Origin of the sequence: Adlercreutzia sp. ZJ154 (genome assembly GCF_011039055.1) — a bacterium.
Taxonomy (GTDB): Bacteria; Actinomycetota; Coriobacteriia; order Coriobacteriales; family Eggerthellaceae; genus Adlercreutzia_A.
Window position 1 is genome coordinate 1 of record NZ_JAAKEF010000021.1, and the last position, 23,014, is coordinate 23,014.

22 protein-coding genes are annotated in these 23,014 nt (G+C 49.4%); 10 read left to right on the forward strand and 12 right to left on the reverse strand.

The window, feature by feature from the left end:
* The 7 genes from G7Y37_RS07975 to G7Y37_RS08005 form a co-directional block, all read right to left on the reverse strand.
* A partial coding sequence (locus G7Y37_RS07975) for a type IV toxin-antitoxin system AbiEi family antitoxin domain-containing protein (protein ID WP_165062940.1) occupies positions 1 to 402 on the reverse strand: 402 nt, incomplete at its 3' end.
* Positions 403 to 497: 95 nt separating this feature from the next.
* On the reverse strand, positions 498 to 1,121 hold the full coding sequence (locus G7Y37_RS07980; protein ID WP_165062941.1) for a hypothetical protein: 624 nt from the start codon (positions 1,119 to 1,121) through the stop codon (positions 498 to 500).
* Positions 1,122 to 1,403: 282 nt separating this feature from the next.
* Positions 1,404 to 5,573, reverse strand: a complete 4,170-nt coding sequence (locus G7Y37_RS07985; protein ID WP_165062942.1) for an ankyrin repeat domain-containing protein — start codon at positions 5,571 to 5,573, stop codon at positions 1,404 to 1,406.
* 435 nt (positions 5,574 to 6,008) lie between these two features.
* On the reverse strand, positions 6,009 to 6,827 hold the full coding sequence (locus tag G7Y37_RS07990) for a nucleotidyl transferase AbiEii/AbiGii toxin family protein (protein WP_165062943.1): 819 nt from the start codon (positions 6,825 to 6,827) through the stop codon (positions 6,009 to 6,011).
* Complete coding sequence (locus G7Y37_RS07995; RefSeq protein ID WP_165062944.1) at positions 6,824 to 7,357, reverse strand: type IV toxin-antitoxin system AbiEi family antitoxin domain-containing protein; 534 nt, start codon at positions 7,355 to 7,357, stop codon at positions 6,824 to 6,826. Before G7Y37_RS07995 ends, G7Y37_RS07990 begins: the two co-directional genes overlap by 4 nt.
* A 186-nt stretch (positions 7,358 to 7,543) precedes the next feature.
* Complete coding sequence (locus G7Y37_RS08000; protein WP_165062945.1) at positions 7,544 to 7,933, reverse strand: hypothetical protein; 390 nt, start codon at positions 7,931 to 7,933, stop codon at positions 7,544 to 7,546.
* A 188-nt stretch (positions 7,934 to 8,121) separates the two neighbouring features.
* Entirely contained in the window at positions 8,122 to 8,691 is a 570-nt protein-coding gene (locus tag G7Y37_RS08005) for a type IV toxin-antitoxin system AbiEi family antitoxin domain-containing protein (RefSeq protein WP_165062946.1), read from the reverse strand.
* A gap of 629 nt (positions 8,692 to 9,320) precedes the next feature.
* On the opposite strand from G7Y37_RS08005, the gene G7Y37_RS08010 reads away from it, so the two are divergent.
* From G7Y37_RS08010 to G7Y37_RS08040, 7 genes are all read left to right on the forward strand, one after another.
* Positions 9,321 to 9,617, forward strand: a complete 297-nt coding sequence (locus G7Y37_RS08010) for a type II toxin-antitoxin system RelE/ParE family toxin (RefSeq protein ID WP_165062947.1) — start codon at positions 9,321 to 9,323, stop codon at positions 9,615 to 9,617.
* A gap of 11 nt (positions 9,618 to 9,628) precedes the next feature.
* On the forward strand, positions 9,629 to 9,913 hold the full coding sequence (locus G7Y37_RS08015) for an addiction module antidote protein (RefSeq protein WP_165062948.1): 285 nt from the start codon (positions 9,629 to 9,631) through the stop codon (positions 9,911 to 9,913).
* Positions 9,914 to 9,954: 41 nt separating this feature from the next.
* Positions 9,955 to 11,691, forward strand: a complete 1,737-nt coding sequence (locus G7Y37_RS08020; protein ID WP_165062949.1) for an ATP-dependent endonuclease — start codon at positions 9,955 to 9,957, stop codon at positions 11,689 to 11,691.
* Complete coding sequence (locus tag G7Y37_RS08025) at positions 11,681 to 12,400, forward strand: UvrD-helicase domain-containing protein (RefSeq protein WP_165062950.1); 720 nt, start codon at positions 11,681 to 11,683, stop codon at positions 12,398 to 12,400. Before G7Y37_RS08020 ends, G7Y37_RS08025 begins: the two co-directional genes overlap by 11 nt.
* An 88-nt stretch (positions 12,401 to 12,488) precedes the next feature.
* Entirely contained in the window at positions 12,489 to 13,286 is a 798-nt protein-coding gene (locus G7Y37_RS08030; RefSeq protein WP_165062951.1) for a 3'-5' exonuclease, read from the forward strand.
* Between the two features lie 102 nt (positions 13,287 to 13,388).
* The gene (locus tag G7Y37_RS08035) at positions 13,389 to 14,540 is read left to right on the forward strand and encodes a site-specific integrase (RefSeq protein ID WP_165062952.1); all 1,152 of its coding nucleotides are present in this window, start codon (positions 13,389 to 13,391) and stop codon (positions 14,538 to 14,540) included.
* A gap of 3 nt (positions 14,541 to 14,543) precedes the next feature.
* Positions 14,544 to 14,822, forward strand: a complete 279-nt coding sequence (locus G7Y37_RS08040; RefSeq protein WP_206214140.1) for a hypothetical protein — start codon at positions 14,544 to 14,546, stop codon at positions 14,820 to 14,822.
* Positions 14,823 to 15,156: 334 nt separating this feature from the next.
* On the opposite strand, the gene guaA is transcribed toward G7Y37_RS08040, so the two are convergent.
* Together guaA and G7Y37_RS08050 are read right to left on the reverse strand one after the other, a co-directional pair.
* Positions 15,157 to 16,839 (reverse strand): glutamine-hydrolyzing GMP synthase, encoded by a 1,683-nt coding sequence (gene guaA / locus G7Y37_RS08045; RefSeq protein ID WP_165062954.1) that lies wholly within the window; start codon positions 16,837 to 16,839, stop codon positions 15,157 to 15,159.
* 262 nt (positions 16,840 to 17,101) lie between these two features.
* A complete protein-coding gene (locus G7Y37_RS08050; protein WP_165062955.1) occupies positions 17,102 to 17,956 on the reverse strand; it encodes a tyrosine-protein phosphatase in 855 nt (284 codons plus the stop codon).
* A 623-nt stretch (positions 17,957 to 18,579) separates the two neighbouring features.
* Here G7Y37_RS08050 and G7Y37_RS08055 point away from each other — a divergent pair.
* The 3 genes from G7Y37_RS08055 to G7Y37_RS08065 all read left to right on the forward strand — a co-directional run bounded on the left by G7Y37_RS08055 (position 18,580) and on the right by G7Y37_RS08065 (position 21,102).
* Positions 18,580 to 18,864: a helix-turn-helix transcriptional regulator gene (locus G7Y37_RS08055; protein ID WP_165062967.1), complete on the forward strand. Its 285-nt coding sequence runs from the start codon at positions 18,580 to 18,582 to the stop codon at positions 18,862 to 18,864.
* Positions 18,865 to 18,894: 30 nt separating this feature from the next.
* Positions 18,895 to 19,113 (forward strand): cation transporter, encoded by a 219-nt coding sequence (locus G7Y37_RS08060; RefSeq protein ID WP_165062956.1) that lies wholly within the window; start codon positions 18,895 to 18,897, stop codon positions 19,111 to 19,113.
* Between the two features lie 66 nt (positions 19,114 to 19,179).
* Positions 19,180 to 21,102 carry a heavy metal translocating P-type ATPase gene (locus tag G7Y37_RS08065; protein WP_165062957.1) on the forward strand — a complete coding sequence of 641 codons (1,923 nt, stop codon included), beginning with the start codon at positions 19,180 to 19,182 and terminating at the stop codon, positions 21,100 to 21,102.
* A gap of 34 nt (positions 21,103 to 21,136) precedes the next feature.
* Here G7Y37_RS08065 and G7Y37_RS08070 read toward each other — a convergent pair whose 3' ends face one another.
* From G7Y37_RS08070 to rplJ, 3 genes are all read right to left on the reverse strand, one after another.
* Positions 21,137 to 21,883: a ThiF family adenylyltransferase gene (locus tag G7Y37_RS08070; protein ID WP_165062958.1), complete on the reverse strand. Its 747-nt coding sequence runs from the start codon at positions 21,881 to 21,883 to the stop codon at positions 21,137 to 21,139.
* A gap of 13 nt (positions 21,884 to 21,896) precedes the next feature.
* On the reverse strand, positions 21,897 to 22,277 hold the full coding sequence (gene rplL, locus G7Y37_RS08075; RefSeq protein WP_165062959.1) for a 50S ribosomal protein L7/L12: 381 nt from the start codon (positions 22,275 to 22,277) through the stop codon (positions 21,897 to 21,899).
* 80 nt (positions 22,278 to 22,357) lie between these two features.
* Positions 22,358 to 22,876 carry a 50S ribosomal protein L10 gene (gene rplJ / locus G7Y37_RS08080; RefSeq protein ID WP_165062960.1) on the reverse strand — a complete coding sequence of 173 codons (519 nt, stop codon included), beginning with the start codon at positions 22,874 to 22,876 and terminating at the stop codon, positions 22,358 to 22,360.
* Positions 22,877 to 23,014 lie beyond the last annotated feature (138 nt).

Below are 23,014 nucleotides of genomic sequence, written 5' to 3' on the forward strand. Positions count from 1 at the left end.
CATCCCGTCCCACCATTTGAGATCGCCCGCAGAAACATCGTCTCTATGGAGAACCACGTTCCTGCACCCTTGCTTCTGAACGCGCCTTTTTTTCGGAACGGTCACATGGATCACGGTCGGGTTGATGTCGCAGATGTCCCAAGCGGCAAGAGCCGAATCATGGCTCAAGAACGCGCCGTCACCCGCCCAAAGGAGCGCCAGTTGGTAGATATCGTTCTCTGTAGCGCTCACCTGGGGAATGCGGTAGATTCCTCGCTCGAGGCGATCTATGCGTTCATGTTTGACGAGGTAGCTGAGCGACGGACGGGATACTCCCACCTCCTCGGCCTGGGAGGAGGTGACGAACCCATGTTGGTCGAGAGCGACCTCGCGGAGCTTCTCTATGTCGGTTATCGCTTCCATGATGCAATTATATTAAAGCAACTTTAACATAATTGCATCATTGATTGTGTATTGTTGTGAACTGTCAGACTCACATTGCATTGGGACACATACGATCAAGACCGCCTGTTTTTGATGATGGAGTAATGGCGAATGAGCTCGTCGCATACTGCGGCGTTGTAATGCTCAGGTCTCATTTTCAAATTGCGTCTCAGCTCGTTCGCAGAAGAAAAACTATTAACGAATGCCAGGAGGGTCGTAAAGCAAATTAAGTCGTCGGTATATACGCCCGAATATATCTTGTTCCATGCATTATTAAGACGCATTGCAACTCTATAGAAACTCCTATAAAGCTCGAAGCGTTCGTCCGTAAGCTTGAACCATCCCTCGTCCAGGAGCTTTTTTCTTGTTGTCTCTTCTACGTTGCGGTATCTAAGACCTTGCGACAGGGCCTTCATTAGTTTAGCCACGAGACCTGCAAGAATATCAGCCATCTGCAAGGCAAAAAGATCCTTCGATTCACCTTCCGAGACATTAGTGAAACCGAGCCTGTTCGCGCTGGCCACGGTTCTTGCCTCCCGATCGATAACTAGAGAATAATCACCTACTGACTTTTCTTCGAAAAATAATTTGAGCCCGGTCAATGGGCCTTCATAGCTACAGTCAAACGATTTGATTTCATCTGCATCATCAAGAAGGAGAAGGGCTATTTCAAACTGCTCGATCTCCGCTCTCTTCAACTCGACGTTCTCCCTATCGGCATCGATCCTTGCGTTGAGAAAGCTTCTGAGTGCATTCAGAAATGCGTTCGGAGCAATATATGGCCGCAGAGGAGGCGGAAAGTGAGGTCGTGCTCGATAAGGGATATCTCGGGAAGCAGGTATTCGCCTTCGTCACATGCTCTTACGAGACCAACAACTCGCGGACAGTCGTCTATGCGATACAACTATGAACAGAACAGCTTGCCCTTTGATAGTCGCGCATATTAATGGGCCCGCATTGCGGGTCCATAGTCTTTGGCGTTATTTTTCTGAAAGTAATTTCACGCGTTCGGCAAGGGCGCTGTCGAATCTTTCAAAGTAGTCAATCATGAACTCGAAAGACTCCTTGGCATTAGCTCTCGATTTGATCTCATCGAGATACTTCTGAGTTACGTTGTTGCCATCCTGGCTCTCAAGAAGAACCAAACCGATAAGCGCCTCAGTCTCTCCCTCTTTAGCGCCAGTTTCGTATAGTTCCTTTGCCTTGGAAGGGTTGCTAAGCATGTAGATATGCGCGAGGTTTACGCTTGATGCGCCAGTAAATCCAGCGGCAATCGCCTTGTTGTAAGCCTCGATTGCCAAATCTGTATTCTTATACATCTGGACGAGACCAATATTGAAGTACACCTCTTCGTTGTCGCATTTGAGCGCGGCATTGTACGCAGTCAACGCCTCGTCCGGGCTGCTCTCCCTTAGCAAGTTGCCGAGGTTCCTGCCTGCGCCGTAGGCGTACCCGTTGTCTATGCATACCTGATACAACTCTTTAGAGCGCTCGACGTCGGTGCTCTCTAGCAGCCATGCCAGGAAGAAGGCTCCGTGGTTCACATCGCCGTCCGCAACAGCCTGCTCGCAAAGGTCGACTGCCTTCTGTCGATCGTTCTCGTAAATCAACCTAGCGAGAGGCACTCTCATGTCCTTGTTTCCGGACTCGATGGCCTTCTCGTATGCGATTGCAGCCTTCTCGGGTTCGGTTGCCTTGAGGAGGTGTCCAAGGTTCCTGCCTGCGCCGTAAGCATTCCCGTTATCGATGCACAGCTGGTAAAGTTGCTTAGATCGCTCAACATCGGCACTCTCTAGCAGCCATGCCAGGAAGAAGGCTCCATCGTTGACATCCCCCTTGTGTACAGCTTGCTCGCATGCTTCGATAGCTTTGTTTCTATCGGTTTCGTACACGATTCGAGCGAGCTTTGCGTACGCTTCTACGTTGCCCGCTTCTGCAGACATCCGGAACAAGTCCGCTGCTTGCATCGGATCAGTGCCCTTCAGCAGCTCTGCTGCTCTTGCAGAAGACGCGCGTTTGTCGCCAGCCTCAATGGAGCGCTTGTATAACTCAACAGCACCGTTTGGGTCTTCGCCTTCAATAAGCATGGCTAGCTGGAATGTTGAAGCGTATTCATCTCCGGCATCAATGGCCATCCTGTACAGTTCCTTAGCCTTTTCCGGATCCCGGTCTCTTATTAGCGTGGCAAGATTTCTTGCTGCATTAAGCGTATTTCCGGCGTCAACCGCCATCTGATAGAGCTGAATCGCCCTCTCGGGGTTGTCTTTCTCGATCAGGAGGCCGAGGTTGTTCGCCGCTCCATAATGGCGTCCATTTTCAACACATTTCTCGTATAGTCCGCGTGCTTTTCCAGGGTCGCTATCGCTAATAAGCCACGCCAAGAAGAAAGATCCGTCGTCATTAGGGTCGCCAAGTTCGACTGCGCGTTCACATAGCGCTATCGCTCTCTCTCGGTCAGTTTTGTAGATCATTTTTGCGAGCTTCACATGAGCTTCTGGGTCTCCAGCAGATACCGCCAACTCAATCTTTTCCTCTTCAGACAACTCTTCGGCATCTCCGTTCAGCTCATACATTTCCGGATAGCCAAAGAATCTGATGAAGCAGTCGTACTGATCTGGCGACAAGTGGTAATTCGCCCACAGATTGCTTCCTCCAAAAGCAGAAATCTTCTCTTCGACAGCCTCCTTATCCATTGGCCAAGTGTTGGTTGCCTGGTAAAACGCAGTGAATGCGTCGAACTCGAGAGTTAAAAAGCTGCTGGAAATGAAGGTGTTATCGAAATCCAGCTCACCTTCGTTTTTGAGAAGATGGTTCTTGCTAGCCGCAAGGGCGTGATAGTACCTGAGGATTAGGTATGCGTCTTCAAAATTCTTGGAAAGCAAGAGCACTTTGAACCAGCCCCAAACGGTGTCAACGACAAGAATGTCATCATCCGCCGTCGCCTCTATGTACAAAGCGTTTGCTGCTTCCAAGTCGCCGTTGCGTTTCTTGTTGACCGCTTCGTCAACGAGCTCTCTCGCTTGACGCGCTCTTGATCTCTGGGAATCCGTAATCATTTCTTGGTATTTCTGGGATTCGCAAGAGGTGAAATAATTGAGCGGGTAAGAGAGTCCAATCAGCTTGTTGATTCTATTCTCAAGAATCGCCCTAGATTGGTCCAGTCTCGCATTGCAAGAGGTTGCGCCACGCAGCTTTCCGTCGACTACCAAATCACGAACGTCTGATCTTCCGTGTTTCTGGGCGTGCTCAACCACGGATTCACCGTCGTTGTTTCTGTGATCCAGATTTGTACCGCAAATCATGAGCGCGAGTACAGCTTCGTACCTGTTCTGATCGATGAAGCCGATGATTGGCAGGTCGTTGTCGCGGTCACCAATGTTGGGGTCAGCGCCCTTCTGGCACAATTCGAAAATAATTGCGATGTTGTCTGCTAAGGCAAGCGCGGTACCTGCATAGGAAACAGCATTCGGGTCAGCTCCTGCTTCGAGGAGTGCGGAAACAATCGAGAAATTACCATTTTGGGCCGCATTCATCAAAGCAGTTTCCCCGTTGTCCTGAGAGATATTCGGATCTGCGCCAGCGTTAAGCAAGACCTCGACCAGTTCGTATCTGTTGGCAAGAGCAGCCTCGACTATTGGCGTAATCCGTTTTCCCGCATGGACGTATTTCGCGTTGACGTCACAGCCAGACTCGATGGCTCTCGAGAGTTGTTCGAGGTCTCCGTTAGCTATTGCAACTGCGATTGAAGGTTTGGGGCCGTCCTTTGCGGTGTCCTTGGCGGAATCCAGGCTGTTGATAAGCATCAACGAGTTTGCCGCGAGGAATTCTCGCTCAGAGACGTCGCGCCCTATGATATTGCGGCTCCAAGAGTAGATGTCATCGTCAAAAGGAGGCCTCGGCATTTCTCCGAGTACTTCGTAGTTGTATATAAGAGCGGCTAAACTATCGTGGCCGAATTCTTCGGCACCCTGCAGGGGCGTCTTGCCGAATTCGTTTGCAATTCGTGGGTCGGCGCCATGCTTAAGAAGGTAGACAACAACATCGCCTTGACCTTCCTCCGCAGCGTTCAATAACGCCGTGCAACCTTTCGGAGTGGTTTGGTTTACGTCGGCACCATGCTCGATAAGTTCTTTTACAACGTTGATGTGACCATGTTCTGCGGCGGTGTATAGCGGAAACAATCCGTTGAGTGAGCGCGCGTTGGGGTCTGCCCCAGCTTCGAGAAGGAGGTGAGTTATGACGATATCGCCCTCCATCGCGGGGAAATACAAGTTTGTGAAGCCGAGCTCTGGTTTATAGAAAAGCTGAGGCCATCTGGTCTTATCGAGTGCTTGCCTCCTCATAATATTAAGAGCTTTGTCATGGATTCCTGGTTCGCTGTCAATCGAATACGGGTTCGCCTTGTAGCCCACAAGGCTTCGAATGTTTGGATTAGCGCCTTGCACAAGGGCCTCATGGACCGAAAGGAAATCGTGATTGATTGCCGCGTTGAACAGCGGAGTTGCCTTTTGCGACCCTGCATCGTCGGCATTGCTGAGCACTGGTGAGGAGACGCTCGTTCTTGGATTAGGCGAGAAAGCGTCTTCGTCGGGATTCGAGTTATTCTCGTCATTGATTATCGAATCATACTCAGGGGATTTGGTTCCGGTATCAACATAGCTCGCGATAAGCTCGTATTTCATCGAACCTTCTGTTGCTAGACGAATTATGTTTGTGCTGTCTTCCTCGCTGGTTACGGTATCTGCGAATGTCGAAAAAGCGTAGAACAGCAAATCGATTATTTCTTTGTCTAACCCTAGCTTCTTTGCGTCATCTACCGCCCAAACAAGGAAGCTAATCAGGCAGGGGTTCAAATCCTTGATCTTAAGTCCGCTATTATGAAGCCTTTCAACCTTGTCTCCAACCAAAGATTCAATAGTCTCTTTTCCGCTGACAGATCCATTTTTCATTAGGGCTTGAATCAGGGAAGATACAACGCTGTTAATTTTCTCTTCCGACTCTTTGTCTCTGAGGGCTCGAGCAAATTGCCCCATTGTTGAATCGTAATAGACGACGCCAGCCAGTGCGCGAGTGATGGAATTATGCATTGATTGGGTGTTAGCGGAATTATCATTTCCGTCTTTTCCGAATAGCTTGGAGAAAACCCCCATGAGATACCTTTCTCTAAAATTCAAGTCGAACAAGCTATTTGCGAACTCGAAAAAAGCAATCGCTTGAGAATAAGGATGGCTTAAACCGCAAATTGCAAAGTGTCCGACAGATGGTTTTCATTTTACTCTCGAACCAATTGGATGCTTGATTTAAAGGAGTCGATAGCCTCTCGGCTACTCCCATTCGATGGTAGAGTTATTCAAATCCGTGTCATTGAGTGTTATGTAGTTCATCGTGGTACGTCCCTTACCGTCAAATCCGAATCATTTTGTAATCACTGGGGTGATTACAAAACCCGCTTTGCAAGCCATTTTAACCCGAAAAGCACGACTACTCCCTTGATTTACTCCCTGTTTCCCCAGTACCAATGGTCGCAGGGGATTTGCGAGTGCTCACCGAGCTTGATAGTATGGCGGATTTCAGTGCGCGCATCTCTACGCAGTGGCGATGCGACGGATGAGGTCGTTGGCCCAGGCAACGGCCTCATCCGCGCCGGGCAAGACGTCAAGGTCAGCGGCAGCCTCCGAGTAGAGGGAGTCCCACGCATCGTCCTTCATGATTACTGGTGGCCACTCCTGCTTTCGTCTGTACGAGAAGAGGCGCTCGCACACCTCCCTCACGTCATGTAGATCGATCTCGCCGTTCGAGATGATGAGCTGAAGATCGATCAGGTCATGGGCACGCTGGCTGTTTGGCTCGCTCGCGCCATGGAGCTTCTGGGCGATCTGGTAGCGCAGAGTCATGAGGGGTACGGGGGCTGGCTCTGGAAACGCCATCGCCTCGAGCATTCTCGCTGCATCCTTTGGCACAACGAAGTCAGCATTGTCGGCATCGCCGATCTCGTTGTGGCCGAGCTCGAACGTCACGGTGCACCAAGGCTTGCCAAGATAGCTCAGCTTCACCGCGTAGGGCTGCATGACGTAGGGACCGGGGACGTTCTTGGGGCGGGCTTTGGGCATTTCTACGAGTCGGCCCGTGAAACCCTCCCAGCCATCCACGAGGCGCCGGGAGAAGCCGTCGGAGAACTCGTCCCGACCAACCGACCTCGCGGCATCGAGGTCGGTCGTGGCCCTCGTTCCCGCGGCGCCGAAGCGAATCTTGAGGGACGAACCGCCCTTCATCACGGCGCCCCTCAGCATCTGCCCGACGATCGCGTTAGCTATTGCGGTGCGGTTCTCCAGGTAGTCTTCTTCGCTTGCGCCGAAGCGGCGGATCGCCATATCCAGGTTTCTGACGCTGTTAGGTCTCTTCATCGCCACTCCATTTCCCTTTTCAGCTCTTCGTACTCTTGCGTGGTGAGATATCCCTTGGCCTTCGCCTCTTTCGCAGCAGCGAGCAGTCTCTCATCCATCATCGTCTGCCTGGCCGCGCGAATGGCCGTGGCCACATTCTGGGAGGGGATTCCCTCGTAGCGTGTCACAACGTCTTTCTTGCCTGGCTTCTTCACGCGAATACCGGGGGAAAGCTTCCTTCTCGTTCGCGCTGGCGTGGCGACGAATATGCGGCTGGGGTCCGTCGGGGCGAGGTCCAGCATGCCGATCACGGATTCACCATAGAGGTATGCCCGGCTGCCCAAACGCGCAACCGCGATGGCGTAGGGGTCGTAGTCGCTCGGGACGTACCTGGTCAGTCGATAGAGCCCGCGGGAGATGTTCTCCAGCTTTCCGCGGTGGGCAAGCTTGGCAAGCTCGACGGGCGGTATCCCCGCCTCGGTGGCATCCTCGGTGGATATGAGGTAGTAGTTGTCCACCGCGATCTCGTATATGTCATCATAATAGCTCATGGCAGAACTATACCACTATTGGTATTGTTCTGCCATAATTGCACAAGGCAATTTTTGTAACTTAGGATTTATAGTCGCAAATAACCTTTCGCACCCGAATTGCGTTGCCACCTAAGTACGCAAAAGACCGTGACGTCACTCGTTATCCATCACCATGAGACCGCCGCAAACGAATAACCGAAAAGCCTACCCAACCCAATCCACAAAATCGTTCAAATCCCGAACAAACCCCTCTTTGAGCAAGACGTCAAACATGATTCCGTAGTAATCTTGCTTTAAGTTGTTTATCACCGAATCGGCCTCAGACATCGGCTTGACCGTCGGCGCATACAATGTCCTCGGCGATGGAAAACGATCAATGCTATCGATTACAGGGTATTCTTGGCGAATTCGCCTATCTAACTGTTTCGCAGCTGTAATATCGTGCCCATATCCGTTGCAATAGCTCCTCAGCGCATTCACCATTGAGCATATCTGGCCAATATCGTCTCCTGCCTTTATCCTATCAAATGAACTTTTAGTTTCAATAAGGCTTCGCGCAATATCCGTCAACGCTGTATTAAAGTAAATGGTCACCGATTCTTACCCCCAAGGCCGGAATACTGACACGAAATCACTTCCGCTTAGTTGCGTGTTTCTATCAAAAAAGATAGATAAGCGATATTTTACTAATTATAGGCTACGTCCCCGTTACCCTATAGAGGACGCTGCGGCTCCTAGGCTCCTTCCCTCTGGGCTTGAGACCTTCGAGTCTCTTCGAGAAATCATTTTCCTGCACTTCCACGCGCCTCCAATTCAGCTTCGAGCTTAGCCGCTTGCTTGTTATCTATCAGCCCGCGTGCATGTCCTTGTTCAATCGCTTGTGCGATGACATGGGAGGAAACTCCCCTTTCGATCGATTGACGGATAGAGAGGAAGGGGGATGCCACCCGCATCCCGTCCCACCATTTGAGATCGCCCGCAGAAACATCGTCTCTATGGAGAACCACGTTCCTGCACCCTTGCTTCTGAACGCGCCTTTTTTTCGGAACGGTCACATGGATCACGGTCGGGTTGATGTCGCAGATGTCCCAAGCGGCAAGAGCCGAATCATGGCTCAAGAACGCGCCGTCACCCGCCCAAAGGAGCGCCAGTTGGTAGATATCGTTCTCTGTAGCGCTCACCTGGGGAATGCGGTAGATTCCTCGCTCGAGGCGATCTATGCGTTCATGTTTGACGAGGTAGCTGAGCGACGGACGGGATACTCCCACCTCTTCGGTCTGGGAGGAGGTGACGAACCCATGCTGGTCGAGAGCGACCTCGCGGAGCTTCTCTATGTCGGTTATCGCTTCCATGATGCAATTATATTAAAGCAACTTTAACATAATTGCATCATCAATTACATATTGTCGTGAACCTGCAGACGCATCATGCAGCACGCTTAGTTGTCCTTTCTTGAAAGCCACGACGAATGCTCGCGCGAAAACGCATTCTCTGTATCAGCAACACAAGTGTCCGATTTCGTCCATGCGGGCAGTAACGTCAGCACACTGCGCGAGTTGTCTTGGAGAAGCGCTCCGTTACCCTCGAATCAGAGCCTGAACAGGGTCTTTGCGAGGCGGACAGAGAGCGAAACGGCGATGGCTAGGCATACCCGTGGCAAGCCGCTTTTGGAGTAAAATCGCCCTCGGAAAGGCTCGTCATTCTGCTCCGAACCCGTCTGAGTGCGCTCTATTCTGCAAGTTTCGGCGCATCGTTTATCCCCCAACACTGAACTGGGCTTTCTTCTGCAAGCCACCTAGAAGAACCAGGATGATTACAAAGTGATTACAAATCCGGGCAAGGCGGCCGAAATCGCCAAAAGGAGTAAACCGCATCTAGAATTATCGAAGAAAAAGCCATTGGGACAACTGTCCCAATGTTTCTGAACTGGGCGTTCTCAACATAATTTGACTAAGTGTAGAATAGAGTATACAATTACTGCATGATAGATTTAGTTCAGACAGAAGAGTTTGTGAAATGGCTTAAGCGTCTAAAAGACATCGACGCTCGAGCACGTATAAATGTGCGACTCAAGCGCATCGAGCTGACTGGAAATCTTGGAGACGCTAAGTCAGTTGGCGATGGCGTATATGAGCTTCGCATCGACTATGGTCCAGGATATCGCGTGTACTACTCGCAACGTGGCAAGGAGTTGCTCCTACTTTTGATTGGCGGCGATAAGTCATCGCAACAGAAAGATATCGAAAAAGCAAAGAAGATCAACACAGAATACGAGTGACGGAGACGAAGATGAAGAAAGCAACCAAATGGGATGCATCCGAGTATCTAGCGACAGAAGAAGACATGGCAGCCTACCTCAACGCTGCCTTAGAAGATGGCGATACTTCAGTGATCGCGGCTGCTCTTGGCGACATTGCCCGTGCAAAGGGAATGACCCAGCTCTCAAAGGAGACTGGGATCACTCGCGATGGTCTTTATAAGGCCCTCTCTCCTACGGGGAATCCGTCGTTTGATACAGTGCAAAAGGTCGTTAAAGCATTTGGTTTGAAATTGGATGTTGCAACAGTTGCTTAGGCACGTGTTGTGTGCCCCGTTAAAGACAGAGGTTTTGAGAGTTGAAAATAAGTGAGCTTCATATCAAAGGATTCAGAAACTTTATCAACGAAACCATCCATTTCAATGACAAGACCCTCATTATTGGAGGAAACGATACCGGTAAAACCAATCTGCTTTATGCATTGAGGATTCTTTTTGACCCGTCCCTAAGTTCCCGTAACCTGGAATTAAGCAGCACTGATTTCAATATTTATTCCTGCGCTGACTCTATTGAAATCACGGCCAAATTGGAGGATATCTCTGAAGACTATGTCAACAGCGCCCTAAAGGGCGCTGTTGACGATGGAATCGCATACATCAGGTTTTCTTTAAGCGCAGAAAGCGACTATGAATTCTTCATGGGTCATTCTCTAGAAACGTTAGAGCCTTGCAATGGTCGACCCTATATAAAGAATTTGGCGATTGAATACGTTGGAAGCAATAGAGATCTCTCTGCGTTTCTTAAGCGTCAGCAGAACAAATTGTTAGCAATTGCGCGTGATCAAAGAGACGATGAGCAAGCGTCAGCGGATGACGAATCGGTTAAAAGGATTCAGGATGACCTTATTGAGCTAAACGATCAGATTAGTAACTTGCACTATATTAATGACTCTCTTTCCATAGTAAACGAAGAAATGAGTGCTCTTTCAATAGGAAATGATGGATATACCGCCAAGCTCGTTGCGGGGAACACAGATGCGAATAAGTTGCTTGACAACTTACAACTAACCTATCTTCGCGGAGATTCTCCATTGGTGTTTGGCGGAGACGGGCGCGGCAACCAGCTATACTTCGCAACTTGGATGTCCGAACAGCAGCTTATTAAACGTCGTGAAAAGGCCGTGATTTTCGCAATAGAAGAACCGGAGGCGCATCTCCATCCTCATCAGCAACGTTCTTTAGCTGATTACTTATCGTCTGCTATTGACGGGCAGGTGCTGATAACAACTCATTCGCCACAAATTGTTGAAAAATTCAGTAATGGAATGATTCTTAGGCTGACAGGACACGACATCGAGGGAAGTCAAGTACGCGGCTGCAGCGCTAACGTCGATGAAGCTCTGGCAAAAATGGGTTACAGGCTCAATGCCGTATCTACGGAAGTTTTCTTTTCTAATGGCGTCCTTTTAGTTGAAGGTCCGTCTGAAAGATTGTTCTATACAGCTGTATCTCATGTTTTAGATAGAAATATTGACCAGAGTAATATTTCTATTCTTTCAGTAGATGGAGTCGGGTTCGAGCCTTATATACGAACTTGTATCGAACTCGGAATTCCTTTTGCCTTGCGCACAGATAATGACGTATTCAAAGGCAGCGATGGTTTTAAGAAGCGATTGGCGGGAGTGAAGCGCGTTGCTGATTTAGCAGAGAAGTATATTGATGATGAGAATCTAATGACCCTCATTGAAAAAACAAAAGGCGATCTCTCTTGGGAAATTACAGAAGAGATGCCCGAAAGCGCAAAAAATGCAGAAAAGGAACTTGTGGATGAGTTTGAAAAGCACGGTCTTTTCCTCTCCGGCCACAAAGATCTAGAAAACGATTTGGCCTTTGGGCCTCTAAGCGAGGAACTTGTTAGGTTCTTTGGGGTAGGCGACCCAGATGAGGCCGTAAAGGTAATGCAAGAGCGAAAAGCTGAAAACATGCATAGGTTCATTGGCTCAAATCCAGCACTTGCATGTCTTCGTGATGATCCAATTGTTGCACCACTCCGTTATATTCAGAATCAGGTAAGAGGTTTATCGATTGAACAGTAGTCCAACCCCCGAGCAACAGGCGGCTATCGAGCATTTGGGTAATGCGGTTGTTACTGCTCGCCCGGGAAGCGGGAAAACTTTTACATTAGTCCGCATGATTGCGCAAGAGGCTTCTGACCTCCTTTCTTATCAAGGCATAATTGCTATTTCTTATACAAATAAGGCTAGTGACGAGCTTGAAGAACGTTGCGATTCGTTCGGTATTGATCGAGCATCTTCTTTCTTCGGGACCATTGACAAATTTTGTATCAGCGAAATTATTTCCCCTTTTATATCGCATATTTCAGGTCGAAGTGCTGATTTTGAAATAGTAGAAAATGGCGATTGCGCTGAATGGTCTCAACTAGCAAAGCGTCCTTTAAACGATAATGATGTTAGAGCGTTCCTTCACGAATCTTTGCTTTCTGGCTCAATTCCAATTAGTGCCATTGGCCCTATGACACTTTATATTCTGGATACTGTTCCTCAAGCGCGAATTTATGTCTCATCTAAATATACCAGTGTCTTTATTGATGAATATCAAGACTGCGGCCTATGCCAACATCTCATTTTCAAGAGACTTGTATCGTACGGTTTACGTGGAGTAGTTGTAGGAGATATCGACCAGGCTATATTTCGGTTTGCGGATAAATCGCCTGATCATCTTATTGAGCTGATAAAAAAAGGACGAATTTCATCATTTCAAATTAACAAGGAATCATCGCTGTAATAACTCCATTCAAGCGTATTCGCTTGCTCTGCTGAAGATACCATCAGAGCCAATAGACAAGTTAGATAGGCGTGTTTTTGCAATCCATATGCAAGGCGATGAAGCAGTATTAGCCAAAGGCATTGCTACAAACATTGATGCAATAATGAAGAAATATGACGTTGACTGCCGCTCAAAAGTCGCTCTTATTGGCGCAGGAAATGCAGCTCTTAACTTATTCAATGCCCAGATAGGAATTCCTTCGAAACAGTACATTAACACTCCTCTCGATTCAGGATTCAGTAAATGGAGACATGTATTTTCTGATTTATTGGTTAGCTATTACGATGGCGCACACTTTAGCGGTGATTTTATAGATAAGTACTTATCCATTGAATCAAAGAAATCCGTACGCAACCAAGGACTCGAGCTTGTGGATAAATACTTTTCTCTAAGCGAAGATGATCTGGTAAGCAGTAGCGATTTAGCCATTTCCATTGCGCGCATTTGTGAACCTGATGCAGAAAAAGAAGGTGATGTTGAAGCGTATGAAAACACTGTAAAAGATCTTCATCTTATACAAGGAGGGTTTCGACCGGCTCAGGAAAACGAGGTCAATATTCTTACGTATCACAAAGCAAAAGGACTAGAATTCGATATCGTATTTTGCCTTGAATCATATCGATTTATCATGCCACCTTACAAATACGACGAGCTGCCATATGATGCCTATGGGCAAGCCCTTGCCATGCATTATGTCGGATTAACACGCGCGAAAAAGGCCTGCTATATCATGCTTGGGTCGCAACGACATAATGCACGTGGCGAAATCAAAGATGCCTATCCATCCGAGTTCCTCAACTTTCCTGGTTTGCGCGAATTGCGAATCGAGAACCAGTGGAAATAGGGTTTTAAACCAATCAATTCATAATTCCGCGTCCTTTCTTTGCGTTAGTGCGACTGGCTATAGAACATAGTGCTAAAGCTAGCCAAGAGAAAGGAAGTTAATATGAGTATTTATAGAGACAAAGCAAGAAACTGCTGGATCTCTTCATGCCGGTTCAAAGACGCGAACGGCATACCAAAGCGCACTACCAAACGAGGCTTCAAAACCAAAGAAGAAGCGGAAGAATGGGAGCGCAAGCTCAAGTCCGAGGTGAATATCAGGACCTTGACTCTCTCCGAGTTCTTTCGAGTCTATGCCAGAGACATCAAGCCTACGGTCGCCGCGAGTACCTGGGAGAACAAGGTGGTTCTCTTCAAGGATAAGATCGAACCGTATCTGGGTGCAACATTCATCGAAGAGCTCTCCTCTCAAGACATACTGCTCTGGCAAGATCTCATGAGAACTATGCGCAGAAAGGACGGTTCTCGCTTTTCGCCGACCTATCTCAGAACGATAAACAACCAGCTCGACGCAATCTTAAACCATGCAGCCAACTTCTATCGGCTTGAGAGGAACCCCATGAAGGGATTTCGCAAGATGGGAAAGAAGAAGGCCAAGGAGATGAGCTTCTGGACAAAGGCAGAGTACCTCACCTTCGCAAAGCAGATCGAGGACGACCCTATCGCGCATTACGCGTTCGAGATCCTTTACTGGTGCGGACTTCATCTAGGAGAGCTGCTCGCGCTCACCGGTGATGATATTGATTTCAATCGAGGCGTCATCATGGTGAGACGAGGCATCTCGAAGGTCGGAAACCATTACGAGATGAGCTCGCCCAAAACGAGCACGTCCAGGCGCGTCATCCAGATGCCGCCATTCCTCGAAGAGGAGCTGAGCGCCGTGATGTACCTCAAGGGCATTCAATCACACGAGAGGATCTTTCCCTTCACGCACGATAAGATGAGAAAGCAGATGCGCGCAGTTGTAGAGAAGGTCGACCTTCCCAGGATTCGCGTGCACGATCTGCGTCATAGCCATGTGTCATTACTCATAGACCTCGGATTCCCAGCTCCTGCAATCGCAGAGAGGATAGGGCACTCCTCAATCTCGGTCACCTACACCTACGCACACCTCTTCCCGACGAGGCAGCATGACATATCCAACGCGCTCGAAGCAGAAGGGAGGAATGCGATGAGCCGCCCAAAGGAAACGCGAAAGAGGTACAAGACAATAACCTTCTGGTTAACGCCGGGACAGGTCGCCGAGATCGACTAGCTGATGCGTCTGAGCGGGCTCACGAAGCAGGACTGTCTCACGAGGCGAGCGCTCGACAAACAGGTGGTCATCGTCCCGAGCAGCCGTGTGGCGAAATCCCTCAGATGCTACGCCGAGCGAATTACGAATAAACTTGATGCGCTCACGGTTCCAGCTCAGCTCGACGATGATATCCTTCTCGACGAGATCAGGTGGCTCTCGGCTCTAATGGTCGCTTTCGCCAGGTATGGCAAGGAGGACTTAGATGCCGTCGAGAGAATCCTAGATCTCGAAAGGGACTAGATCTCGTCAGCGAATCCGCATGCGCAGGCTTCCGAGTTTTATGCTTTTCGTGAATGAGTGACTATGCGGGGCTTAGCTGGACTAAGCAATCCGCTCTCGCACACGAGCGGTCCTCCTTGCGACTATGATCGTCTCAGACGGCTGGAGCAAGGAGGACCCGCTTATCAAGCATTAGAAACAGCGACATAGACCAACGAAAAAGCTCTTGGATAGTCCATAGGAAATTGTGTATTTTCACCCGTCGCGATGACGCTCTGATGACGCAAAACGAGTGCCTAACGAGGATGCATCAGCGCTCTGAACAGGGCGTTAGGGAGTGGCATGCCACTTTCCGTCACTCCCATTCAATCGTAGCGGGTGGCTTGCTGGTTATGTCGTACACCACGCGGTTCACGCCGGGCACTTCAGCCACAATGCGCGAACTTACACGCGCCAACACATCATAAGGCAACTTAGCCCAGTCAGCAGTCATCGCATCAGAGCTTTCCACCGCACGCAGAATAATCGGACGCGCATATGTGCGCTCATCCCCCATAACACCCACGCTCTTAATATCTGGCAACACGGCGAAATACTGCCACACTGCACGCTCTACTTCAGGACCCCCAGCCACATCGCGCACGTGTTCACCATTGCGCACACCACTCTCAACAAACAAACGCTCGTTGTACGCATCCAACTCTTCACGCACAATTGCATCCGCATTCTTCAAAATCTCCAATTTCTCAGGCGTTACATCGCCAATAATACGAATAGCCAAACCGGGTCCCGGGAACGGCTGCCTGTGGACAATATAATCGGGCAAACCCAGCGCCGTACCCAACGCGCGCACCTCATCTTTAAAGAAATGATCCAACGGCTCAATCAAATCAAAATGTACGCCCTCAGGAAACGGAATCAAATTATGATGACTCTTAATGGTCGATGCCTTGCCGCCAGTCTTGCGCGCGCCGCTCTCAATAATGTCGGGATAAATCGTACCCTGCGCCAAAAACTTCACGCCATCCAATTCCTCGGCAACCGCAAAAAATTCTTTCCAGAACTGAGTGCCAATAATACGGCGCTTCTCCTCTGGCTCAACAACACCTGCCAGCAGCTGCGCATAGCGCTCTTCGGCATGCACGTGCACAAAATCCACGTCAAACTGCTTCGTAAAAACCTCTTCAACCTCTTCGGGTTCATTCTTGCGAAGCAGACCATGATTCACAAACACACAAACCAGCTGCTTCCCAATAGCGCGCGCGCATAGCGCCGCCACAACACTTGAGTCCACGCCACCCGAAAGACCCAAAATCACACGATTATCGCTCACAGTCTGGCGAATAGCCGCCACTGAATCCTCAATAATAGAATCCATAGTCCAATCCGGCACAAGCCCGCAAATATCAAATAAGAAATTCGCCAACATTTTCTGACCATGCGGCGTATGGCGCACCTCGGGATGGAATTGCGTTGCATACAGCCGTCGCTCGGCACACTCCATAGATGCCACCGGACACACATCGGTTCGAGAAGTTACAACAAACCCTTCAGGTACGCGGCTAACCGCATCGCGATGGCTCATCCATACCGTCTGCTGCGCAGGCGTATCCCCAAACAACGCCGATGCCGCTCCACTCGCGCCATCCGCATCATCACCCGCACCGCCAGCGCCGCCCCCATCGCAACGCGTCAAAGACGCAGGTCCATACTCGCCCTTTTCAGTATGACCAACTTCGCCACCTAAAGCCACCGCCATAGCCTGCTGCCCATAGCAAAAGCCCAGCACGGGAATGCCCAGCTCTAAAATGCCCGGATCAATCGCAGGAGCATCTTCCGCATACACACTAGCCGGTCCGCCCGACAATATTATTGCTGCAGGTGCTGCCTCAGTCACCTCAGCCGCAGTTATGTCGCACGGCACAATCTCGGAGTATACATGCAAATCACGCACGCGCCGAGCAATCAACTGCCCGTACTGTGCACCAAAATCTACGACTATTACCTTTTGTTGCGAAGTTGCGGAATTTGCAGCCACAGAGCACCCTTTCTACAGCGGGAAATAACCCAATCATTATACCGACAAAGCGACATATTTGCCGCAAGATTGACCTGTGCTCCGCAGCTATATGCATCCCGCCATCATCTGTACCCCGCTATCATCTACACTCCGCCATCATCTACACTCCGCCATCATCTACACTCCGCCATCATCTGTACCCCACCGCCATCCACACCCCGCCACCCGCAGCGCACGCTATGCCAGCACCCGCTCTAAGCGCCTCTGCCCTTCATACCCGTCAAACCAAATACAAATCTCGCAAATACGCTTGTTTATCAGGACCAAAATCCAACGCCCGAACAAAATAATTGTCCAACGATCCATACGAATTCGCGACCGCCGTCATCATCGCCTCAAAGTAGCACTTGTTAGCAAACGCATAAGCATTTACATCGTTATCCAACCCGCGCGCAACTGTCTTATCAGCCAATAACGACCTTAGAACTTCAGCCCAGCCACGCACAAACAAATTTGTAGCCAAGTAGTCGCTCAAAATATATTTCATAGGCACACCCAGTGCATATTCCACAAGCACAGTAGCCATACCAGTTCTATCTTTACCCTGAGTACAGTGCCAAAGCGTAGCACCCTTGGGTGCATCCAATAAATCATGCAGAAATTCGCTATACGCCCGAATGCCTGCTGCACCCAACACGCTTCGCGGATACAGCTCCTCTATCATTTCATACGGCTTATCTATATACGCTACAAGCGTGCGAAAGTCTCGCGCAGGTCCACTGCCAGTTATACCCACAGCCTCCTGAGTGAAAACCGGCAAATGCACATACTTCACACCGCTCATTAAAGGCTTCGGATCGGGATCCTTCTCCACTTCAGAATTAGTGCGAAAATCAACCACACAATCAACTTCATGCATATGTAGCAGCTGCTTAATATCTTCCAAAGTAGCATCGTGCAGCGCACTAGAACGCACCAGCCGCCTTCGCGCAATTCGCCGATCATCCGCCGCTGGCATGCCGCCTAAATCTCTTGCATTCGTCACACCGCGTAGCTTAATGTGTCCAAAATTGCGAAACCCGGGAATATCATGCGGCACAGTTGGAGCACACAATGCTGCAAGCCTATCAGTCATGTTTATTCCAATCAGTAGTCAAAGAATGTTTATATGCATAATAGGCAAGCACTTGATAATATCTCTCGCCCACAGCCAATCGCTACCCAATAGTTAAAAACCTGTTATCCGCTGAACATCACTGCGTTCAACCCGCATAGACATATCCACCACACCACCCACCGCAAATCGCACGTCGCCATCACACCACACCACCCGCCGCAAATCGCACGTCGCTATCGCACCACAAGGCGCAACTTTTTCAGCAGAAAATGGTCAAAACTTCCGACTTTCCACACTAAAAAAGGGCACACAACCCCAGCAATGTATCGATAAGTGCTGTTCGCCCAGTGTTCTCCACAATTCAAGTTAGCTATACGGCGCTATGACCGTGGAAAGCTGGAAGTTTTGACCATTTTTAGGATTAAAACCTATTGACACACTCCTATTCATACATATACTTATGAATAGTTGTTCATATGTTTATGTGAATGCCCAAACAAGCAACCCTAGGAGCTATCATGTCAGACGAAACAACCGGCGTAATAACAGAAGCCGAAAACGTACTAAAAGGCAACTGCGGTTGTGGCTGCACATGCCCGCTAGAGCCAGTCGAAACCACAGCTGACTGCCCATTTGAAGCCATGCCTGAAGACGAACTGCTCTACGATCTAGCCGACTTATTCAAAGTTTTCGCCGATACAACACGCATCAAAATCCTCTACGCCCTTATGCGCACACCGCGCTGTGTGGCTGATATCGCCGAAATAATTGGCGCAACCCAAAGCGCAGTGTCTCATCAGCTGCGCATACTGAAGCAAGCTCATTTGGTGAAGTTCCAGCGAGACGGCAAAAATGTTATCTACTCGCTCTCCGATAACCACGTATACACCATGCTGGCGCAAGGCATGACACATATCTGCGAATAAGCGCACAAATAAATCAAGAAAGGAACCAATATGAAACGCTCATTCAAGCTGCAAGACCTAGACTGCGCAAACTGTGCATCAAAAATGGAGTGCGACATAAACAAACTAACAGGCGTAAACAGCGCAAGCATCAATTTTATGACCAGCAAGCTAACCCTAGATGCCGACGACGCTTCTTTCAGCGAAGTCCTAAGCCAAGCTCAGGCAATCTGCACAAAATACGAGCCCGATTGCACAATAGTAAGGTAGTCAGTGCCAAACCACATAAGCACTCACCGCACTAATCACCCAAAGCAACTCCAATAGGACAGCACGATGAACAAAAAACAAATTCGCTGGCGCAATCGCATACTACTCGCCCTAGTCTTATTCTTCGCAATTCTTATCTGCGAGAACACCGGTCTAATTGAACTAGTTTTTGGCAGCGCAAATGCGCTATATGCAGAATTTATCCTATTCCTAATCCCCTACGCAATCGCAGGCTACGACGTGCTAATCAAAGCCGCGCGTAATCTGGCGAAAGGTCACGGACTAGACGAAAACTTCCTAATGGCAATAGCCACGCTAGGCGCATTCGCGCTAGTATTTTTCCCCGACTCTGAACCGCACATGGCAGAAGGCGCAGCTGTAATGCTTTTCTACCAAGTAGGCGAGCTATTCCAAAGCTACGCCGTGGGAAAATCGCGCAAGTCTATCTCGGACATGATGAGCATAATGCCCGAATACGCAAACATTATGCGCAACGGCAAGCTAGAACAAGTTGACCCTTACGACGTGCCTCTAGGCAGCGAAATCATCGTAAAACCCGGAGAGCGCATTCCGCTAGACGGCATAGTCCAATCGGGCGATTCGCAAATTGACACATCGGCTCTAACGGGCGAATCGGCACCACGCAGCGCGCACGAAGGCGACGAAGTAATATCGGGTTGCGTAAATCTCAGCGGCACGCTTACTGTAAAAACCACAAAACCCTATGCAGATTCAACCGTAAGCCGCATTTTGGAATTGGTAGAAAACGCCGCCGACAAAAAAGCCCACACCGAAAATTTCATTACGCGCTTCGCACGCTACTACACCCCAATTGTGGTGGCGCTTGCCGCCGCTATAGCCATACTGCCGCCGCTTATCGTAGGTGGTAATTTGGCTAATTGGATACTGCGCGGCTTAACATTTCTTGTAGTTTCATGCCCGTGCGCGCTGGTTATTTCGGTACCGCTGTCGTTCTTTGGAGGCATAGGCGGAGCATCAAAACGCGGAATACTTATAAAAGGCTCAAATTACCTAGAAGCACTCTCGCAAGTAGATACGGTGGTTTTCGACAAAACTGGCACGCTCACATCTGGCACATTCGCAGTAACCAATATACTTCCTGCACCGAATTTCACTGAAGCCCAGCTCTTGGAATTTGCGGTGCTTGCCGAAGCGTTCTCAAATCACCCAATCGCCATGTCGATACAGCGCGCCTATAAGGGCACTATAGATATCCACAGCATAGACAGCAATGAAGAAATATGTGGTCGGGGCACGAAAGTAATTACAAACGGGCGCACTGTCTTGGCTGGCAACGATAAACTTATGAGCGCAAACGGTATTGCCTTTACGCCTGAAAATTTCGCGGGAACACAGGTACACATAGCACTAGATAACACCTATGCCGGCACCATCGTTATTGGCGACACGGTAAAAAGCGATTCAAAGCAAGCAATAGCAGAATTGCACGCAGAAGGTGTGCACCGCACCGTAATGCTTACCGGCGACCATACAGCAGTTGCCGAAGCGGTTGCAAACAGTCTAGGTGTAGACGAAGTGTGTGCCGAATTGCTCCCCCAAGATAAAGTTGCGGAAATTGAAAAACTACTAACAAGCAATCACGGCACTAACGCAAACAAGAGCAAAGTGGCATTCGTGGGCGACGGCATAAACGATGCCCCTGTTCTTATGCGCGCCGATGTAGGTATCGCCATGGGCGGCATGGGATCAGATGCAGCCATAGAAGCTGCAGACATCGTGCTAATGGACGACCAACCATCCAAAATAGCACTTGCGTTAAAAATTGCAAAGAAAACCATGCGTATCGTGTGGCAAAACATCATATTTGCATTAGGAATTAAATTCGCAGTATTAATACTGGCGGCACTTGGCATAGCCAATATGTGGATGGCCGTTTTCGCCGATGTTGGAGTGGCTGTTCTTGCCATCTTAAACGCAATGCGCGCCATGCGAACGGGAAATCTGTAAGTCCTGCGATCTGTAAGCCTTGCGTTAAAAAGCGTCAAGAAAGTGTGCAAGGGGTGGAGCTTTCCGTCCTAATGCACTCTTGTATTACATAGCCAGCCATCATTTGACCAGCTATGGGCGGCATATACGAATGTGTACCCAATTCGGTGCGCTCTCTGCGCGGCGCACCCTCCTGCGGCTTCACCTTTGCAGGCTTTTCGGTAGAGTAAAGTACCTGCATGTTGCGCACTCCCCTATCGCGCGCAATCTTTCGCATTTCGCGGCAAAACGGGCAGCCTTCGGTTTCGAATAAATCGGCAAAAACAAGCTTAGTCGGATCTGAACGATTAGCCATCCCCATAGAGGATATCAGCGGTATTTCGCGACTATTCGCATACTGCGCTATTGCCGCTTTCGCTGTCAGTGTGTCTACTGCATCCACTATATAATCCGGATGCCCAAACGGCTCTAGCAATTCAGCAATATTTTCCTCAAGCACAAAAGCATCTAGCACTTGCACTTGCGCCTTAGGGTTAATGTCTGCAGCCATATTGCGCATAACATCTACCTTGCGCTGACCAACCGTGCTAACAAATGCAATAACTTGCCTGTTTATATTGCTAGGTTCTACCCGATCTTTATCTACAAACAGAAAACGTCCTACACCGCCACGCACAAGAGCCTCCGCGCACGCAGAACCAACACCACCCAAACCTATAACTGCCACATAAAAAGCAGAAAGCTTCGACAGCCCCTCGTCTCCGAGAAGCCGCCGAAGCCTCGATTTAGAATCTTCGCTCAAATATTCGGAAGAACTATTTAATGGTGACAGCGCCGCCAGCTTCTTCGAGCTTAGCCTTGATCTCGTCAGCCTTGTCTTGTGCCACACCCTCAGCAACAGGAGTCGGTACGCCCTCAACAGCCTCTTTGGCTTCCTTCAAGCCCAGACCAGTGATCTCACGTACAACCTTGATAACAGCAATCTTGTTGTCGCCAAAACCTTCGAGCACAACATCAAACTCGGTCTTCTCAGCAGCAGCACCAGCGTCGCCACCAGCAGCAGGAGCAGCAGCCACAGCTACAGGAGCAGCAGCGCTAACGCCAAAAACTTCCTCAAGTTCCTTAACTAGCTCGGAGAGCTCAAGTGCCGGCATCTCCTTCAAAGCTTCAACTATTTCCTCACGAGTAACAGCCATTTTTGTATCCTCTTTCTGTTGTGATGCATCCTGCATCTAAATATTTACTTTATGCAGCATTTAAGCTGCCGCCGCGAATTTTACGCAGCCTTTTGTTCCTCGATGGCTGACACCACGCGAGCAAAAGCCTCCATCGGACCATTGAGCACACGCACTGTCTTGACCAGCGGGTTGTTGATAGTACCAAGCAGTTTGGCGATAAGCTCTTCGCGCGAAGGTAGCGCAGCAATCTCGTTTACTTGCGCCGCATCGACGAACGCGCCATCCATCATGCCGCCTTTAATCTCCAAGTTCTCGTTGCCCTTGGCGAAGTCGCGCAGCACCTTAGCAGATGCAACCGGATCTTCACCAGCAAATACGAACGCGGAAGGTCCAGCTAAAATTGCATCCAAATCGGGGCAATCAAGCTCGGCTAATGCAATATGCATAATGGTATTCTTGTAGACTTTCATCTGCGCATCAGCTTCACGAACGGCGCGACGAAGGCTCTGTATATCTTTCACAGTAAGACCGCGATAATCTACAACCCACATTGCACCAGCCGCCTGAATATCAGACTTTATGTCTTCAAGCATCTGCTTGTTCTCAGCATTCGGCATAAACGTTTCACCTCCTTAAGGCATCTAAGCGTTCTGCCGAATCGACTTGGTAGCCGCAACAAAAACGGCTCCCACCGCACAAAGACAGCAGGAGCCGACATAATCCATGCCAACAACCGCCTCGGCGGGCCGCGTCTG

Coding starts and splice junctions, on each gene's coding strand:
- rplL (WP_165062959.1), bottom strand. CDS start 22,277: ATGGCTGTTACTCGTGAGGAAATAGTTGAAGCTTTGAAGGAGATGCCG.
- G7Y37_RS07985 (WP_165062942.1), bottom strand. CDS start 5,573: ATGGGGGTTTTCTCCAAGCTATTCGGAAAAGACGGAAATGATAATTCC.
- G7Y37_RS07990 (WP_165062943.1), bottom strand. CDS start 6,827: ATGAAGAGACCTAACAGCGTCAGAAACCTGGATATGGCGATCCGCCGC.
- G7Y37_RS08010 (WP_165062947.1), top strand. CDS start 9,321: ATGATAGATTTAGTTCAGACAGAAGAGTTTGTGAAATGGCTTAAGCGT.
- G7Y37_RS08065 (WP_165062957.1), top strand. CDS start 19,180: ATGAACAAAAAACAAATTCGCTGGCGCAATCGCATACTACTCGCCCTA.
- G7Y37_RS08005 (WP_165062946.1), bottom strand. CDS start 8,691: ATGGAAGCGATAACCGACATAGAGAAGCTCCGCGAGGTCGCTCTCGAC.
- G7Y37_RS08055 (WP_165062967.1), top strand. CDS start 18,580: ATGCCTGAAGACGAACTGCTCTACGATCTAGCCGACTTATTCAAAGTT.
- G7Y37_RS08015 (WP_165062948.1), top strand. CDS start 9,629: ATGAAGAAAGCAACCAAATGGGATGCATCCGAGTATCTAGCGACAGAA.
- G7Y37_RS08060 (WP_165062956.1), top strand. CDS start 18,895: ATGAAACGCTCATTCAAGCTGCAAGACCTAGACTGCGCAAACTGTGCA.
- G7Y37_RS08050 (WP_165062955.1), bottom strand. CDS start 17,956: ATGACTGATAGGCTTGCAGCATTGTGTGCTCCAACTGTGCCGCATGAT.
- G7Y37_RS07995 (WP_165062944.1), bottom strand. CDS start 7,357: ATGAGCTATTATGATGACATATACGAGATCGCGGTGGACAACTACTAC.
- G7Y37_RS08035 (WP_165062952.1), top strand. CDS start 13,389: ATGAGTATTTATAGAGACAAAGCAAGAAACTGCTGGATCTCTTCATGC.
- G7Y37_RS08040 (WP_206214140.1), top strand. CDS start 14,544: ATGCGTCTGAGCGGGCTCACGAAGCAGGACTGTCTCACGAGGCGAGCG.
- rplJ (WP_165062960.1), bottom strand. CDS start 22,876: ATGCCGAATGCTGAGAACAAGCAGATGCTTGAAGACATAAAGTCTGAT.
- G7Y37_RS08030 (WP_165062951.1), top strand. CDS start 12,489: ATGCAAGGCGATGAAGCAGTATTAGCCAAAGGCATTGCTACAAACATT.